We start from the raw sequence: 16831 nt of genomic DNA on the forward strand, positions 1-16831 counted from the left end.
CAGGAGCAACAGGAGCAACAGGAGCAACAGGAGCAACAGGAGCAACAGGAGCAACAGGAGCAACAGGAGCAACAGGAACAACAGGAGCAACAGGAGCAACAGGAGTAACGGGAACAACGGGAACAACAGGAGTAACAGGTCCGACGGGAATAACAGGAGCAACAGGAGCAACAGGAGTAACAGGTCCGACGGGAATAACAGGAGTAACAGGAGTAACAGGAGTAACAGGAGTAACAGGAGTAACAGGAGTAACAGGAGTAACAGGAGTAACAGGAACAACGGGAGCAACGGGAGCAACGGGAACAACGGGAACAACAGGAACAACAGGGGTAACAGGTCCGACGGGAATAACAGGAACAACGGGAGCAACAGGTCCGACGGGAATAACAGGAGCAACAGGAGTAACAGGAACAACGGGAGTCACAGGAATAACAGGAGCAACAGGTCCAACTGGAGTTATTGGTCCCATAACAACAACTAATTTATTATTTTACACTTTTGCAGATGGAGTAAAATTTATATATACAGATTCGGATGGGATAGCTCAATATGGTACAACTCACATATTATCTCCTGATGAAGTTTCCTATATTAATTTGTTTATTAATGGAATACTTCAACCACAACCATTTTATCAGGTTAGTACTGGTCAGTTAACTTTATTGGATGATCAACCACCATCACAAGGTTCATCAATTATTTTGCAATTTATCATTATTAATTAAAAAAGACAGATTCTTAAATAAAAAGAATCTGTCTTTTTGTTTTACTTTAAAGTAGATAACACTAAGTGACGATAAATTCGATTGTAATTGGAATTCCGCCGTCTAATGCATCTCCGCCAGGAATTGTAATAGCACCAGTAGGTCCAGTAGTAACACTAGAGTTCACACTGGGTTGAAGAATGCCGTTTACATATAAGTTATAATACGTAAAAGTCGGAAAAGCAGTTGCAGTAGTACCGGCATCATTTAAACAAGCTGTTGCAGCAATTGCGAAAGCTGCACCTGTTCCAGTTCCAGCCCCTAGTGTAGAGGTGAATCTTCTAGATGCCATAAATGGTTGAATAATAGGCAATTAATTCTCACTCCCTAAATTGTTTTTTGGAACGAAGTATACAATAACTTGTCCACTATATTGTATGAGAGTTTTTGATAATAGAAACGGCTTTATGATATTAGAGGGAACACAATTTAAATAAAGGTAATATTGTTATTTATTTGAAAAGGTGGTGTTATTACTTGTTAGTTATTGGTTATGTGCTAAAACTTAGTTTTTATATTCAAATTAAAATGTGCTTTTGGACCTAAGAGATAAACGTGGAAAAATAAAATAAACTCTTAAGTTTAGGTATTTAATCTAAGCAGTCAATTATTAAAAACATATAATTAATATGTGAGTCATGAACATAATTAAATATCGTTTTAAAGTTTAGTTATAATTCATGTTTCCTATTTTAAGTGAATGAAACCTATGCACGATTTTATAGTTCTTATTAATAGGAAAATACTCAATTATAAAATAAGTAAGGAGGAAATAAATGTCAAATAATAATTGTTTTGGTCATAACAACTGCAATAATCCGATTGTTTTCACTCCAGATTGTTGTAACAATCCACAGACGGTTCCAATTACTAGCGAACAATTAGGAAGATTAATAACTTTACTAAACTCTTTAATTGCGGCTATTGCAGCGTTTTTTGCAAATCCAAGTGATGCAAACAGATTAGCTTTACTCAATTTGTTTACTCAACTATTAAATTTATTAAATGAATTAGCACCTTCTCCAGAAGGTAATTATTTAAAACAATTAATCCAAAGTATTATCAATGTACTACAATCTCCTAATCCAGATTTAAGCCAATTACTTTCTTTATTACAACAATTCTACAGTGCTCTCGCACCATTCTTCTTCTCTTTAATTATTGATCCTGCAAGCTTACAACTTCTATTAAACTTATTAGTTCAGCTAATTGGTGCTACTCCAGGAGGTGGCCCAACAGGTCCAACAGGTCCAACAGGTCCAGGAGCAACAGGAGCAACAGGGGCAACAGGAGCAACAGGCCCGACAGGAGCGACAGGAGCAGGAGTAACAGGCCCAACGGGAGACACAGGAGCAACAGGAGCGACAGGCCCAACAGGTCCAACGGGAGACACAGGAGTAGCAGGCCCAACAGGTCCAACGGGAGACACAGGAGCAACAGGAGCAACAGGAGCGACAGGCCCAACAGGAGACACAGGCCCAACAGGAGCAACAGGTCCAACAGGTCCAACGGGAGACACAGGTCCAACAGGAGCAACAGGTGGCGGAGCTATTATTCCATTCGCTTCAGGTACAACACCATCTGCGTTAGTTAACGCATTAATAGCTAATACAGGAACTCTTCTTGGATTTGGATTTAGTCAGCCTGGTGTAGCTTTAACTGGTGGAACTAGTATTACTTTAGCGTTAGGTGTAGGTGATTATGCATTTGTAGCACCACGAGCAGGAACTATTACGTCGTTAGCAGGTTTCTTTAGTGCAACAGCTGCATTAGCTCCATTATCACCTGTGCAAGTGCAGATACAAATATTAACTGCACCAGCAGCAAGTAATACGTTTACAGTACAGGGCGCACCTCTATTATTAGCACCAGCATTTGCTGTAATAGCGATTGGTGCTACAGCATCGGGAATCATACCTGAAGCTATTCCAGTAGCTGCTGGAGATAAAATACTGTTATATGTTTCATTAACAGCAGCAAGTCCAATAGCTGCAGTTGCTGGATTTGTAAGTGCAGGTATTAATATCGAATAACTTGTGGTAATGTATTCTGTATATAGCCCTTCCTAATTTTATTAGGAAGGGCTATATTTTATGGGAAGGTAGTTGATAAATCAAAATGTATGATTTAAATTTTATTGTTTATGGAATAAGTTATATAGCTTAAAAAATTACCTATAAATAAAAAAGATGAATTCTATTATAAATAGAATTCATCCATTACATAAACGGTATACAAGTGAAGTAAGATATTTATCATGAGTGTTGAAATGTTATAGTTCAAATTAGTAATAAATTATTTATTTTTATTACAGTTACATCCTTTTTTCTTTACATAGCCTTGTTCGGCTAAATCTCTTTGCGATTGGGAATTGGAAGATTGAGAATTCGAAGACTGAGAGGATGCTGATGAACTACTATTTTTATTATTAGAGTAGTTTTTTCGATAGTTATAATTACTCATAGTACTATCACCTCCAATTAAATATATAACTATTATATGTATGTACTCTATTAATTGTTACGGAAAAATAGGAATGGTGGATATACAATAAAAAATCTCCTACGTATTTTCCGCGGAGATTAATAATTATCTATTAATGAAATAAATTAATATCCCCAGTAAAGAGGGAAATAGTATGAATCTTGGTAATATAAATTTTGTTGTGGATTAGGGGTTGCGTTGGGGTGTTCATCGTTCCTCGATTTTGATTACAGTTTGCTGGAGGACCGATTACTGTAGTGGATTGAATAGGGGATACCGCTTGTTTCCATTGTTGTTCATCGAGACAGTAAGTATGAGCCATTATATTAGCGGGAGTTAATCTTAAAATATCAGAACCAAATATAACTTCTGGTGTTGGGGCGTCGAAAATAGCTAATAAATGAGTACCATCTGCTGTAGCAATTTCATAATGCCACCACGCTTGTGGAATGTTGGCAACTTGCCCTGGTTTTATCGGTAAGTTTAATATTTGGTTTGTAAAAGGATTCAGTAAAGAAACAACAGCAGATCCTGAAATACAGTAAACAAGTTCAGCTGCATTTTGATGAATATGTGGCTCTACAACATTACCTGTACTTAAATAGATATCTAATAAAGAAGTATTTTCTAAAGTATTTAATTGTTTCATGCTAAGTACGTTTATATAATTTTTGGCATCTTTCTTAAAAAAATTACTTTTATTTAAATCATGGGTGAAATTAGTTGAGGGAGAAGTGTAGTCGATAGTTGAAGTCATTTGTATTACCCGCCTTTCTATTGGTAAGTATAGATACAACTTTAGGATATGTGCCTAGTGTTAGTTATGTGCATTTGTCTGTATCATAATAAATTCACATGTTTTATAAAGAATATAGGTTGTACTTCTTATTTATCATAATGTTAAGACGGATAAAAATTAGAGTGAACGAATGAAAGTCGGAATTATTGATGTTAGGTTAAGCTTAAATATATTGAGATTAAACTATATTCGTATATCCATTCATACTTTGGATTGATGGAAACAAATAATGAACGTGTTAACTTAAAATTACATCAATCATTAATAAGGAGTGAATATTCATGTCATTTAGTGAAATGATTAGAAATGAAGTGCTCAGCTGGGCGGGTGTTTCTGAAAAACCGCATCGATTTGGTGGTATTGAAATAAATTATGGTAAGAAAGAACTTGGTCATCTGCATGGTGATAAGTTAGTTGATTTACCATTTCCGAAGTTAAAGCGAGATGAATTAGTGAATGAAGGATTAGTGAAACCACATCATGTATTACCTGAATCAGGATGGATAAGTTATTATATAAAAAGTGAAGAGGATATACCGTTTGCAATTGAGTTATTTCGTATGCAATATGATCGAATCAAAAAATAATGAAATAAAGTAGATAAATAAAAATTTATTTTTATGTCACATCCCTTCTTAATCGTTCGTCTTGTATGTAGAACGGATAAGGAGGGATTTTGTTATGAAAAATTTGGATGTAGTAATTGTTGGTGGTGGGCTTGCTGGATTAACAGCATCTATATATTTAGCGAAAGCTGGAAGGAAAGTTATTGTATTAGAAAAGTCCAGTCACTTTGGTGGTCGAGGGATGACTATAAATAAAAAGGGCATTTGTATGAATCTTGGTGCACATGCTTTATATAGAGGTGGAGAAGCGTTTATAACTTTTAATGAGCTAGGTGTAAATCTTCCAGGTGGAATCCCATCTACAAAAGCACATGGAATATGGAAAGGGGATATTTTTACCATCCCAATAGATTTTCGCTCAATTTTATCAACACCGTTACTTTCATGGTCTGCAAAACTACAGTTCTCTCGTCTTATGATTCATTTAGGAAAATTAGATGTAGGAAAAGTTCCGAAAATGAGTCTAACTACATGGGCAGAAAATGAAATTAAAGATCCAATGGTTCGAAACATATTTTATGCATTATGCCGAACAACAACATATACGTATGCTCCTACAATACAATTAGCATCTTCAGTATTAAAGCAAATACAGCTTTCAATGAAAGAAGGAGTACTTTATGTAGATGGTGGTTGGGAGACGATAATAACAAATTTAAGGGGTATTGCAAGTACTAGTGGTGTGCAATTTCTAGCTAAAAAGAATGTGTTGAAAATAGAGTATTGTGAAGGGAAACAAAGAATACAATGTTTTGACGATGAAATATTTGAAGCAGGTGCAGTCATTGTAACAACTCCACCGAAAGAGGCTTGTAAAATTATAAAAGGTGCAGAAGGAACAAGTTTGCAAAAATGGAGTGAACAATCTATACAAGTGACCGCGGCAGCGTTAGATATCGGTTTAAAACATTTACCGAATCCTTTGCATCATTTTGCATTGGGATTAGATCAACCTATATTTTTCACAAATCAATCGAGAGCAGCTAAATTAAGTGAAGATGGATTAATTGCAGTGAGTCTAATTAAGTATCACAACCCTGTGCTAGAGCTGAATCATATTCAAGAAGATAAAGAACAGTTAGAAAATACAATGGAATTGTTACATCCGAATTGGAAAAGAGAAGTTGTTGCACAGCAATATTTACCGAAAATATCGGTAGTACATGATTTTCCTCATATTGACCGTGTTGAAAACCCTGGCCCTAATATACGTGAAATGCCAGGTGTTTATATTGCAGGAGATTGGGTTGGACATGATGAAATATTAGCTGATGCTGCGGTAGCAAGCGGAAAACGTGCAGCGTTACACATTTTAAAGCAATCCGAAAGTGAGGCAGTTCATCATGGAAGCGGAGCAATTATATGAAACGTATCAATCATTATTATTTTCGTTAGCATACAGAATCCTTGGGAGTGTTATGGATGCTGAAGATATCGTCCATGACGTATTTATATCGCTTAATAAAAGGGAGGACATTCAATCTATTGAAAATATGAAAGCATATTTATGTAAAATGGTAACAAACCGCTCAATTGATAAATTACGTTCGGCAGCACATAAACGTAACGTATATGTCGGGATGTGGTTGCCAGAGCCATTTGTTGAAGAGATTAATGATCCATCAGAGTCATTTGTAATGAAAGAATCAATTTCTACGGCATATTTATTACTTTTACAACAACTGACTGAGGTAGAGAGGGTTGTTTTCATATTAAGAGAGGTTTTCAGTTATGACTACGAAGAAATCGCTTCAATTGTAGATAAGAGTAATGCGAACTGCCGAAAAATCTTTCAACGTGCACGAAAAAGTATTTTGGATAAGCCGAAGCAGTCAACATTAAGTACGAAAAAGATGGCTGCTTATGTGGAGAAATTTATATCATCATTACAGTGTGGGGATGCGCAAGGTATGTTAGAAGTATTAAAAATAGATGCAATATTGAAAGCAGATGGTGGTGGTAAAGTTACAACTGCAATTCATCCAATTTATTCTGCAGATAGAATTATACGTTTATTCTTTGGAATAGGGAAGAAGTTCCCGGTAGAGTACAATGTTGATTTTAAAATGGTAAATGGTGCCCCAGGCGTTATTGTTAAAGTAAATAATAAAGTGACTTATGTGCTGTCATTTACATTTGAGAATGAGAAAATCTCAAACATTTATATGATGGTGAATCCTGAAAAACTTATGCACTTAAATGCAACTGTATAAAAAAGACGCATTTCTTTAGAAGTGCGTCTTTTTTTTATTTCTCTAACATTTCAAGAGGTACATCTTTTTCGCCGGCTACCTCAAATTTAATTTCCCCATCTTCTTCATAAATACGTGAAATAATCGGTATAGTAATCATTAATTTTTTATGCTGTTTTCGTTTTCGAGCAGCATCTAAGCTAATCACGTTCATTGTAAGCATCCTTTCTTCTAGAAATATATAAACAAAAGAAAATGCGTCCGGAAAGGGCGCTTAATTGAATTTGAAATACCGATTCATTTAATTGGGGTTTATATGATTTAACAACTGCAATTGAATTAAAAATAGTATGAATGGAATAATTGCACGTAGAAATTAACTTTACCAAAAAACGAAACAATATGCTATAAAAAAAATTAAATCTTTGTCGTATAACGAGAAAAAGATTTTTGTTTCGCATATAATGAAAGTAGACGGGCAGCAAGAGCTTTTTCATCATATTGCTTTGGAAAGGCGATGAAAAAATGGATACGTTAGATTCATTATTATTTCAACTTGAACAATATGGAGAAGAGCATGATCGAAATAAAAAAACACGGGAAGAAAAATTACGGAATATTTCTCGTGAAATGGGGCAATTTTTATCAATTTTAGTAAAAGGATGTAGTACAAAAAATATTTTAGAAATTGGAACTTCTAATGGCTATTCTACATTGTGGTTAGCAAACGCGGTAGAAGAAACAAATGGAAATGTAACAACTGTAGAGCTTTCTTCGGAACGAGTTGGAGAGGCACTTGTCAATTTTGAAAAGGCAAACCTTTTGCAAAGGATTGATGTTCATAATCAAGAAGCAGGGGCATTTTTAGATTCGCAACTAGACCATTCATTTGATTTTATTTTCCTAGATTCAGAGCGTATGCAATACATGTGGTGGCTTGAGCATATAAAACGCATTTTACAACCAAAGGGTTTTCTTGTTGTTGATAATGCTACTTCTCATGCGAGTGAGTTAGCCGAGTTTATAAACATGATTGAAGAAGATGAAATGTTTGAAACGGTGTTATTAGCATTTCAAAATGGAGCATTCGTAGCGCGCAAGAAGAAATAGGAGTGAGCGCAATATAATTATCACATTGAAAAAGGGTGTATGTCAAAAGATTGCGTACAGTAGGATAAAAAGAACATATTAAGAATCCGCCTTCAGCATGTCGTTCTCTAGGTCTTAAGTCTGAGGAAAATTATGTTGATTACAGGTATACTTATAGTAAGAAACAGGGAATGACTGCATATGCAGGTATTTCTTGAAAAATCGGTTTCAAACAAGTGGAATTCGATGATTGAGATGAAATATATAGTGCATATAAATTCGCACATATAAATAAAGGAGCGATTTTGTTGACTGAACTCGAGAAAAAAGAACCTGTATCGATTGTGAAAGATAATAATGTAGAAGTAGTGGTTGATACAGTTATAAAAGATGCAGAATTAGAGGAACTGAATAAAGAAGCTGATCTTTATGTACAAAAGTTAAATAGCGAGCAAAATACAGATTTATCAAAAGTATTGTCCCAGCTAGGAGATTTAGGGGATAAAGAGCAACAAGCAGCAGGACAAACGTTATCAGCATTAAAACGTCCTGTAACAGCGATGATGAATGGAAAGAACGAAGAAATTCCAAATACATTGTTAGAATTACGAAAAGTGGTATCAGAACTTGATCCGAATTCATTAAAAGCAAGTGGTATGAAGAAAATTATGTTTAAAGTATTCAAAAAAAATCCACTTGAAACATACGTGCATAAATATCAATCTATAGATAAGCAAATTGAGGAGATTATAAGATCTCTTCTAATTGGTCGTGACAACTTACAAGAAGATACAGTTGGTCTTGAAATGCTTAAAGAACAATCGCACGATAAAATTCACGCACTTGATAAGCAAGTATACTTAGGAAGAAAACTCGCTGGCATGCTGGAAGCTGAGAAACAAAATCCAGAACGTCAAAGAGATATTCCATTAATTAACGATGCATTAGAAAAGATTCTAGTGCGTACACGTAATATGCAGCAAGCGAAAAGTGTATTATTACAATCTATCGCATCTGTAGATATTATTAAGAAAAATAATGAAAAGTTAACAGAGGCAATTCGTAATGCAATTACGATGACGCAAAACGTCGTAACAGTTTCAGCTGCTATCCAGTTAGCATTAACAAATCAGCGTAAAACAATTGATGCAGTGAATGCGACAAATGAAGCAATTGAATCAATGGTATTAAGTAACTCACAAGCATTAAAACAAAACACAGAAGAAACAACAAAACTTCTTGAAAATCCTGCGATTAGCATGGATAAATTACGCGAATCATTCCAAAATGTATTTGCTGCGATTGAAGCTTCTGAGAAATCATCAGAACGTATTATCGAGTCAAGTAAGAAGTTTGTTATTGAACTAGATACATTTAATGATGAAATGAAACAAAAACTCATTCAGCGTCCAAGGAAATAACAGACTTTTAGAGGAGGTGAAAAAATGAGTTTTATTCAAACCGTATTAGTACTATTAGGCACTTTGCTTTTAATCGCATTTACTGTCGTTGTTTTAGTTGTATATTTCGGACGTAAACTGTATTTTTCATGGACGAAACCATATAAAAGAGCACATGATTCTTTAGATAAGTTATCGAATAAATCATTACCTTTTCTACAAGAATTTACACAACATCCGCTCTTTTATCGCTGGATTCGTACAGAAGGAAAGAAAGAACAGTATACATTAAACACTCTTTTCTGTGCATCGGGTCAACGTACGAGAGAGCAAGTATTCTCAATGTTACCGAAAGAAAAACAGAAAAAAGTACATGTAATGGCAAAAACAACGAAAAAACTTACAAATGAAGATATTGATGTAGCGGCGATGAAAGTAAAAGATTTTTTAAGACAAGAAACGCAGCAAACAGTAAAACCGACAGACTTATCGTTTTATAAATTGTATTTTTATGATCGATATCCAGATGCATTAAATACAATTCAAGCGTATAAGCGCTCAATAAATCCTTCATTACAACGAACGGTTGATGATATTACAATTTCAGTATTAAATGCCTTGCCGTATTATCAGGAGCAGCGTATGTTTGAACAACAACATAAACTTGAAACATTCTTAATGAAAGATTTAACTGCTATGCTATCGTTAGTCGTACAATTACCACCTTCACAACGACCAGAAAAAGAAGAAGAACTAAAAATCTACTTGCAAAATTTCCAAAAAGAAATGGAAGTAGTTGAGCGAGATATTCGTGATTCAATTGATCACGATTTGAATGTGAAGATGAGAGCAGCGACTGAGAAGTTTAAAAATAAATAAAAAAAGTGCCTTAAAGCTATAGTTCTTAGCTTTTAAGGCGCTTTTTTTATTAGATGTTATTTTGCTGTAACGGTTGTATGACTAGATGCAACACTTTCATTGTGCAATCGATCAACTGCAGTTACTACATACGTATACGTCTCTCCAGAAATAGCTGTTTTATCTACATAAATTTCTCCAAGCCTTGTTTTTCTTACAGTAGTAAGTAAATTTTTTGGATTTTTTGTATCCACTTCATTTTTCCCTTTTACACGGTAAATGGCGTAATAAGCAGAGTCATTCTTTCTATCATCAATGATACCTACAGCAATACCTTCATCTCTTGGAATGGCCCCTTTTAAAGTAGGTTGTTTTGGTGGATCATGATTAAGCCAAGGCATAGGCGGAATTAGTGCAGGGTGTTTATATATGTCTTTTGCCAGTCTATCTTTAACCCCTAGTGGATTGTTATTCATATCTTTTAAGCTAAAATGCATACTACCTTTTATTTCAGGATATAACCGGTTTAATGCAATTTGTCTTGGATATTCTTCTGGATCAGACCAAGCAGGGACAGAGTTGTTATTAATTTTATAAGCCGCCTGACCGATGTATAGGTGAATTGGTTTATTATTTGTTTCTTTTACCCACCAATCTACTAATATGTCATATGCAGCTGGTGTGAAACCAATATTCCAGTAAATTTGCGGTGTAATGTAATCAATGTATCCTTTTTGTATCCACTCACGTGTATCAGCGTAAAGGTCATCATAGTTTCTTTGACCTGCGGTAGTGTTAGAACCGGTCGGATCGTCAGCTATATTTCGCCATACGCCAAACGGACTTATACCAAACTTTACGTATGATTTTTCTTGTTTTATAGCAGTATTTAAATCTCGTACAAGTTCATTTACATTGTCACGTCGCCAATCCTCTATATTTGTAAATCTACCGTTATTATATGTTTCGTACGTTTTTTGATCGGGAAATTGTTCACCAGCTACTTTATAGGGATAAAAATAATCATCCATATGTATTGCATCAACATCGTAATTTTGTACAATTTCTAAAGCACCTTCAGTTATAAAATTTTTTACTTCTGGAATGCCAGGATTGTAATATAACTTCCCGCCGTAAGGTACAACCCAATCCGGGTGCTGTTTTGCAGGGTGATTATTCGCTAAACGATTTATATCGGTGTGATTCATCGTTATTCGGTATGGATTAATCCATGCGTGGAATTCTATATTTCTTTTATGGGCTTCTTCGATCATAAATGCGAGCGGGTCGTATCCAGGATCTTTTCCTTGTGTACCTGTAATGTATTCAGACCAAGGACCGTAATGGGAAGGGTAAAAAGCATCAGCAGTTGGTTTTATTTGTACAACGACTGCATTCATACCGGTGTTTTTTACATCTTCTAATAATCTAATAAATTCTTGTTTTTGATTTTCGATGGGTAAGCCAGTTTTTGAGGGCCAATCAATATTTAGAACAGATGCAATCCATACAGCACGTAATTCATGTTTTTTGTACGTAGCATTTACTTCAGCGTAAGTAGAGTGAGGAAAAATGAAAGAGAAAGGAATAAAAAAGATGGCGATACAACATATCATTAATAAACGTTTAACAATCATTTATACGCCTCCCTATTATATCGTTAACTAATATGATATCCGAGTTGAGGTTGTTCTTACAATTGAGAAAAATACATATTGAAACATTAATTTAATAGGAAAAATATTTTTAGTGAAATTTACTTTCATCATAACTAAATTCTTTCACTTCTTCATATGCTTGTTAGTAAAGTGAAACTTCCTTTCATTCGAAGGGGCTAATTTATAAGTATAGGAGGATTAATAAATGAAGGTTTTATTCGTTTGTTCTGGAGGAATGTCCAGTGCAATTGTTGTAAACGCTTTAAAAAAAGAAGCGGAGAAAAAAGGGGTAAACATGGAAGTGCATGCGATTGGAACAAATGAGGTGGAAGAAGAAGTGAAGAATGGCTGGGATGTTGTAATGGTTGCACCTCAAGTAAGACATCGATTCGATTCAGTTAAAAAATTTGCAGAAGAGGAATCTATTCCGTGTGGTATCATTCCGCCACAAGCATATACACCGCTTGGTGGACCGACTTTGTTAAAAACTGTAAATGAATTAATTAGTTAGGGGGAAGCGTTATGAATAAGTTTGTCACGTTTCTTGATAAAAACTTATCTGGACCGATGGCAAGGCTTTCTGAACAGAGGCATTTACAAGCAATCCGTGATGGAGTTATTTCAGCGTTACCATTTATTATAGTAGGAAGTTTCTTTTTAATCGTAGCATTTCCACCATTACCGAAAGATAGTTTCATATCCGTTTGGGCATTAAAAAATCAAACAAGTATATTAATACCATATCGTTTAACGATGTTTATTATGTCGTTATATATAGCATTTGGAATAGGATATAATTTAGCGAAAAGTTATAAGCTAGATGCTTTATCAGGAGCACAGCTTGCAGTATGTTCCTTGCTATTAACGTTAACACCTGAATTAATTGATAAAAAAGGGTTTATGCTTCCGATGACAAATCTCGGAGGTCATGGATTATTCGTGACGATGATTGTTTCTATTTTATCAGTTGAGATTTTAAGATTTTGTAAGAAGAAAAACGTAACGATCAAAATGCCAGAACAAGTACCACCGTCAGTAGCGCGTTCGTTTGAAGCACTTATACCTGCGGCTTTCGTTATTATTATTATGAGCATTATTACTGTCGTTTTTAAAGTAGATGTACATTACGTTGTGGATAAATTAGCAGCACCATTAGTTAAAGCTGGTGATAGTTACTTTGGCGTTATTATACCAGTATTTTTAATTACATTTTTCTGGTCTTTCGGGATACACGGTGTATCCGTTGTAGGCACTGTTGCGAGACCACTTTGGGATGTGTATTTAGGGAAGAACGGTGAAGCTGTAGCAAGTGGCGCGAGCCATTTTCCATTCATTGCACCAGAGCCGTTTTATCAATGGTTTATTTGGATTGGTGGTTCGGGCGCAACGCTAGGACTTGTATTAGCCATGATAGTTTTTGGTAGATCAAAATATTCGAAAGCATTATCGAGAAGTTGTATTGTGCCTGGAATTTTTAACATTAATGAACCAGTTATATTTGGTTTACCAATTGTCCTAAATCCAATCTTAATTATTCCTTTCGTTATTACACCACTAGTAACAGCTACTATAGCATATTCTGCAACTGCAATGGGATTTGTAACACCAACACACATTATGCCACCGTGGACACTACCAGCTCCAATTGGTGCATATTTAGCTACAGGAGGTGATTGGCGTGCAGTTGTATTAGTTTTAATAAATATAGCAATATCATTCCTTATTTATCTACCATTCTTTAAAATGTACGACAAAAATATGCTTGAAATTGAAAAGAGTGGAGACGGAGAATCTGTTAATCCGTGATTTTTAAACTGTCTTTATGAGTGATAGGTATTCTGCCTATCACTTCTTTCACATGTAGTCCAGAGAGGGTGAAATGGAATGAATATAAAATTTAGTTATAAAGGTGTATTTTTATTACTATTTGGAGTGATATGTGCGAATTTACTATTTGTACCTTTATTAAGAATGCTGAATTTATCACAAATGCATAGTATATGGCTTGTTACAAGCATTGCGGCAAGTATTTTGCTTACAGTAGTTGTTTCTTTTATTGATGGATCATTTGCATCAAAGCCTCAGTTGTTTTTTAGATTTATAATATTTTCAATTGGTTGTACGTTTGTAACTTACATGATTGTTTTTTAGTAAGGGGAGGTTATGCATGTTATGTATATTGCAGGGGTAATGTCCGGTACTTCGTTAGACGGAATAGATGTAGCACTCGTTCATATAGAAGGAAGAGGTGTAGGTTCTAAAGTTGAACTAATACATTTTACTACTGTGCCGTTTTGTAATGATATGAAAAATGAGATCCAGCAGGCATTATCAATAGAAAATTCAAATGTAAAACTTATATGCAGTTTAAATTTCAAACTTGGTTTATGCTTCGCAGGTGCTGTAAAGGAAGTTTGTAAAGAGGCCAATTTTCCTTTGGGACAATTAGATGTAATTGGTTCTCACGGACAAACGATTTATCATCAGCCAAAGCAAGATGGTACTATGATTCCTTCCACATTACAAATTGGAGAACCAGCAGTAATTGCGTATGAAACGAAAACGACAGTTATTTCTAATTTTCGAACGATGGATATGGCAGCAGGGGGACAAGGTGCACCACTTGTACCATATTCAGAGATTATTTTGTATCGTCACCAAACTAAAAATAGACTACTACAAAATATTGGCGGGATCAGTAATGTTACCGTAATACCAAGTCAACTAAGTGAGAAGAGCGTAATAGCATTTGATACAGGTCCAGGTAATATGGTAATGGATGAAGTATGTCAAAGGTTATTTCAGTTGCCATATGATCAAAATGGTAAGGTTGCAAAACAAGGAGTAGTTGTGGAAGAAATTTTGACATATTGTATGAGTCATCCATTTTTGAAAATGAATCCACCGAAATCAACTGGTAGAGAACAGTTTGGAGAAGAATTTGTAAGTGAATTATTGAAGCGGTTTGAAAAGCATAGTAAAGAAAATATATTGACGACTGTCACGATGTTTACTGCAAGTTCAATTGTTTATCATTATAAGGAGTTTATTTTGCCGTATTATGAAATTGATGAGGTAATTCTAGGTGGTGGCGGAAGTTATAATGATACACTTGTAGAAATGATACGGCATGGATTGAAAGAAGAAAAATGTACATTATTCCTTCAGGAGGATATAGGCTATTCTTCAGAAGCGAAAGAAGCAATCGCATTTGCTATTTTAGCAAATGAAACATATCATCGTAATCCGAGTAATGTGCCGAGCGCAACAGGTGCAACGCAATCTGTAGTTTTAGGGAATATAACATTCCCTCCAATAAGATGATGAAAATGAGGCGAACATATGAAGTACATGATTGGAATAGACGGCGGGGGAACGAAGACAGAAGCGATTGCATTTGATAAAGACGGAAATGAACTTGTAAGAGCTACAAGTGGTTTTGGGAATATATTAATAGATTTTGAAGAAGCTTTTGTGCATATTACGGAAGTGATTGATCAATGCCAGAAAGGATTATTAAATGGGCATTGCGTTTGTATTTGTTTAGGGTTAGCGGGGATAAGTGGAATAAATACGGATGAATTAACAGTACGTTTAAAAAAGAAGTACGGAACAAAAATTGAAGTTTTAAATGATGCAATGATTGCACATGCAGCTGCTTTAAAAGGGAAGGATGGAATTTTAACGATTGGCGGTACAGGTGCAATTTGTATTGGAAAGAAAGGAGAAGTGTACGAGTATAGTGGTGGATGGGGACATATTTTAGGAGATGAAGGAAGCGGATATTGGATTGCGTTACAAGGTTTAAAGAGAATGGCAAATCAATTTGATCAAGGAGTTACACTTTGTCCATTAAGCTTAAGGATTCAAGACGAGTTTCAACTATTAACATCGTCTCATATAAAACAACTAGTATATAGTTTTTCAAAAGATAAAGTTGCAGCAATTGCACCGCTAATTATTGAGGAAGCGAGAAATGGGAATGATGATGCACATAAAATTATTCTACAAGCGGCTAAGGAATTAACAAGAATGACGGTGAATATTTACAATAAGATGCAGTTTAATTTATCCGCTTCAATTGCAGTAAGTGGCAGCATACTGCGTTTCGTTCCTGAAATATATGCTGAGTTTAAGAAATGCTGTGAGAAAAGTATAGGAGATGTTACGTTTGTATCACAATCAGAACCAGCAGTGAAAGGAAGCTATTATTTAATGAAGAATATATATTTTAAAAAATAGCTGCATGAGAATTTTTGTATGATTTGTAAATATATGGTGTTAAAATGTATAAAGGGATGTGGATAAAAAAGTACAATATACATAGTTCTTGAATATTGTATATGTATTCCCATGTAGAAAGTGAATGATTATATGATTAATAGTATGCAATTTTTGTATTTGGTGGTTTCTTATTTATTTGGAAACATATTGACCGCTTATATAGTAACGAAATGGAGACATAACGTCGATATACGGGATGAAGGAAGCGGTAATCCTGGTGCAAGAAATATGGGGCGCGTATATGGAAAAGGATATTTCATCGCTACATTTTTAGGTGATGCAATCAAAGGGGCAATCGTAGTTTCTATTGCAAAATACCTTTTTGGAGATTCTATATTTGTAATGTTAGCTTTAATGGCTGTTTTATTTGGACATATTTATCCAATTGTATTTAAAGGCAAGGGCGGAAAAGGCATATCAACATTTATTGGAGGGTTAATCGCATTTGATTATTTGATAGCGCTTACCCTTGTTGCTGTTTTTATTATATTTTATTTAATCTTTAAAGGATTTACTAAGCCGGGGTTAATTACAATCGCTTGTTTACCAGTTTGCATGATTTTATATTCTTACTCAATTGTTACGACTATTTTAAGTGCTCTTATCATTGTACTTATTTTATATGTAAATCGAGAATGAAACGAACTTTTAATAAGTGGAGTAAATCTCCACTTATA

17 protein-coding genes and 1 pseudogene are annotated in these 16831 nt (G+C 34.8%); 14 read left to right on the forward strand and 4 right to left on the reverse strand.

What is annotated here, in order from left to right; genetic code table 11:
* The coding region (locus PDL00_RS28170) for a DUF4183 domain-containing protein (protein WP_270732755.1) at positions 1–725 on the forward strand (725 nt) is incomplete at its 5' end.
* Positions 726–786: 61 nt separating this feature from the next.
* On the opposite strand, the gene PDL00_RS28175 is transcribed toward PDL00_RS28170, so the two are convergent.
* Positions 787–1077: a DUF4183 domain-containing protein gene (locus PDL00_RS28175; RefSeq protein WP_001121647.1), complete on the reverse strand. Its 291-nt coding sequence runs from the start codon at positions 1075–1077 to the stop codon at positions 787–789.
* A gap of 463 nt (positions 1078–1540) precedes the next feature.
* Between PDL00_RS28175 and PDL00_RS28180 the strand changes: the two genes are divergently transcribed.
* Entirely contained in the window at positions 1541–2797 is a 1257-nt protein-coding gene (locus tag PDL00_RS28180; RefSeq protein WP_270732757.1) for an exosporium glycoprotein BclB-related protein, read from the forward strand.
* 576 nt (positions 2798–3373) lie between these two features.
* Here PDL00_RS28180 and PDL00_RS28185 read toward each other — a convergent pair.
* Positions 3374–4005, reverse strand: a pseudogene (locus PDL00_RS28185) (cupin domain-containing protein).
* Between the two features lie 323 nt (positions 4006–4328).
* On the opposite strand from PDL00_RS28185, the gene PDL00_RS28190 reads away from it, so the two are divergent.
* The 3 genes from PDL00_RS28190 (at position 4329) to PDL00_RS28200 (ending at position 6886) form a co-directional block, all read left to right on the forward strand.
* A complete protein-coding gene (locus tag PDL00_RS28190) occupies positions 4329–4634 on the forward strand; it encodes a luciferase domain-containing protein (protein WP_141530011.1) in 306 nt (101 codons plus the stop codon).
* A 94-nt stretch (positions 4635–4728) separates the two neighbouring features.
* Complete coding sequence (locus PDL00_RS28195) at positions 4729–6039, forward strand: phytoene desaturase family protein (protein ID WP_270732761.1); 1311 nt, start codon at positions 4729–4731, stop codon at positions 6037–6039.
* Complete coding sequence (locus PDL00_RS28200) at positions 6017–6886, forward strand: RNA polymerase sigma-70 factor (RefSeq protein WP_242252858.1); 870 nt, start codon at positions 6017–6019, stop codon at positions 6884–6886. The genes PDL00_RS28195 and PDL00_RS28200 overlap by 23 nt, the downstream gene beginning before the upstream one ends.
* A gap of 34 nt (positions 6887–6920) precedes the next feature.
* On the opposite strand, the gene PDL00_RS28205 is transcribed toward PDL00_RS28200, so the two are convergent.
* Positions 6921–7079 carry a hypothetical protein gene (locus tag PDL00_RS28205; protein WP_001100983.1) on the reverse strand — a complete coding sequence of 53 codons (159 nt, stop codon included), beginning with the start codon at positions 7077–7079 and terminating at the stop codon, positions 6921–6923.
* 311 nt (positions 7080–7390) lie between these two features.
* On the opposite strand from PDL00_RS28205, the gene PDL00_RS28210 reads away from it, so the two are divergent.
* The 3 genes from PDL00_RS28210 (at position 7391) to PDL00_RS28220 (ending at position 10233) form a co-directional block, all read left to right on the forward strand.
* Positions 7391–7975: an O-methyltransferase gene (locus PDL00_RS28210; protein WP_270732763.1), complete on the forward strand. Its 585-nt coding sequence runs from the start codon at positions 7391–7393 to the stop codon at positions 7973–7975.
* Between the two features lie 287 nt (positions 7976–8262).
* Positions 8263–9375 (forward strand): toxic anion resistance protein, encoded by a 1113-nt coding sequence (locus tag PDL00_RS28215; RefSeq protein ID WP_000137398.1) that lies wholly within the window; start codon positions 8263–8265, stop codon positions 9373–9375.
* A gap of 24 nt (positions 9376–9399) precedes the next feature.
* A complete protein-coding gene (locus PDL00_RS28220; protein WP_000008385.1) occupies positions 9400–10233 on the forward strand; it encodes a DUF3974 domain-containing protein in 834 nt (277 codons plus the stop codon).
* Positions 10234–10289: 56 nt separating this feature from the next.
* Here the strand turns inward: PDL00_RS28220 and PDL00_RS28225 are convergent, their stop codons facing one another.
* Positions 10290–11849 (reverse strand): glycoside hydrolase family 10 protein, encoded by a 1560-nt coding sequence (locus PDL00_RS28225; protein ID WP_270732766.1) that lies wholly within the window; start codon positions 11847–11849, stop codon positions 10290–10292.
* A gap of 226 nt (positions 11850–12075) precedes the next feature.
* Between PDL00_RS28225 and PDL00_RS28230 the strand changes: the two genes are divergently transcribed.
* From PDL00_RS28230 to plsY, 6 genes are all read left to right on the forward strand, one after another.
* A complete protein-coding gene (locus tag PDL00_RS28230; protein ID WP_063261053.1) occupies positions 12076–12381 on the forward strand; it encodes a PTS sugar transporter subunit IIB in 306 nt (101 codons plus the stop codon).
* A gap of 11 nt (positions 12382–12392) precedes the next feature.
* Entirely contained in the window at positions 12393–13676 is a 1284-nt protein-coding gene (locus PDL00_RS28235) for a PTS sugar transporter subunit IIC (protein ID WP_061679234.1), read from the forward strand.
* A 78-nt stretch (positions 13677–13754) separates the two neighbouring features.
* Positions 13755–14021, forward strand: a complete 267-nt coding sequence (locus PDL00_RS28240; RefSeq protein ID WP_088030060.1) for a hypothetical protein — start codon at positions 13755–13757, stop codon at positions 14019–14021.
* 21 nt (positions 14022–14042) lie between these two features.
* Positions 14043–15194 carry an anhydro-N-acetylmuramic acid kinase AnmK gene (gene anmK, locus PDL00_RS28245; protein WP_270732835.1) on the forward strand — a complete coding sequence of 384 codons (1152 nt, stop codon included), beginning with the start codon at positions 14043–14045 and terminating at the stop codon, positions 15192–15194.
* 18 nt (positions 15195–15212) lie between these two features.
* A complete protein-coding gene (locus tag PDL00_RS28250; RefSeq protein ID WP_242252842.1) occupies positions 15213–16112 on the forward strand; it encodes a BadF/BadG/BcrA/BcrD ATPase family protein in 900 nt (299 codons plus the stop codon).
* Between the two features lie 132 nt (positions 16113–16244).
* Positions 16245–16793, forward strand: a complete 549-nt coding sequence (gene plsY, locus PDL00_RS28255) for a glycerol-3-phosphate 1-O-acyltransferase PlsY (RefSeq protein WP_270732769.1) — start codon at positions 16245–16247, stop codon at positions 16791–16793.
* The last annotated feature ends 38 nt before the right edge of the window (positions 16794–16831 follow it).

It is taken from the genome of Bacillus cereus group sp. TH152-1LC (assembly GCF_027710505.1).
Lineage (GTDB): Bacteria > Bacillota > Bacilli > Bacillales > Bacillaceae_G > Bacillus_A > Bacillus_A mobilis.

What these genes read in the sequence shown, in the direction of transcription:
- PDL00_RS28180 (WP_270732757.1), top strand. Translation starts at nt 1,541, where the DNA reads ATGTCAAATAATAATTGTTTTGGTCATAACAACTGCAATAATCCGATT.
- PDL00_RS28190 (WP_141530011.1), top strand. Translation starts at nt 4,329, where the DNA reads ATGTCATTTAGTGAAATGATTAGAAATGAAGTGCTCAGCTGGGCGGGT.
- PDL00_RS28195 (WP_270732761.1), top strand. Translation starts at nt 4,729, where the DNA reads ATGAAAAATTTGGATGTAGTAATTGTTGGTGGTGGGCTTGCTGGATTA.
- PDL00_RS28200 (WP_242252858.1), top strand. Translation starts at nt 6,017, where the DNA reads ATGGAAGCGGAGCAATTATATGAAACGTATCAATCATTATTATTTTCG.
- PDL00_RS28205 (WP_001100983.1), bottom strand. Translation starts at nt 7,079, where the DNA reads ATGAACGTGATTAGCTTAGATGCTGCTCGAAAACGAAAACAGCATAAA.
- PDL00_RS28210 (WP_270732763.1), top strand. Translation starts at nt 7,391, where the DNA reads ATGGATACGTTAGATTCATTATTATTTCAACTTGAACAATATGGAGAA.
- PDL00_RS28220 (WP_000008385.1), top strand. Translation starts at nt 9,400, where the DNA reads ATGAGTTTTATTCAAACCGTATTAGTACTATTAGGCACTTTGCTTTTA.
- PDL00_RS28225 (WP_270732766.1), bottom strand. Translation starts at nt 11,849, where the DNA reads ATGATTGTTAAACGTTTATTAATGATATGTTGTATCGCCATCTTTTTT.
- PDL00_RS28230 (WP_063261053.1), top strand. Translation starts at nt 12,076, where the DNA reads ATGAAGGTTTTATTCGTTTGTTCTGGAGGAATGTCCAGTGCAATTGTT.
- PDL00_RS28235 (WP_061679234.1), top strand. Translation starts at nt 12,393, where the DNA reads ATGAATAAGTTTGTCACGTTTCTTGATAAAAACTTATCTGGACCGATG.
- PDL00_RS28240 (WP_088030060.1), top strand. Translation starts at nt 13,755, where the DNA reads ATGAATATAAAATTTAGTTATAAAGGTGTATTTTTATTACTATTTGGA.
- anmK (WP_270732835.1), top strand. Translation starts at nt 14,043, where the DNA reads ATGTATATTGCAGGGGTAATGTCCGGTACTTCGTTAGACGGAATAGAT.
- PDL00_RS28250 (WP_242252842.1), top strand. Translation starts at nt 15,213, where the DNA reads ATGAAGTACATGATTGGAATAGACGGCGGGGGAACGAAGACAGAAGCG.
- plsY (WP_270732769.1), top strand. Translation starts at nt 16,245, where the DNA reads ATGATTAATAGTATGCAATTTTTGTATTTGGTGGTTTCTTATTTATTT.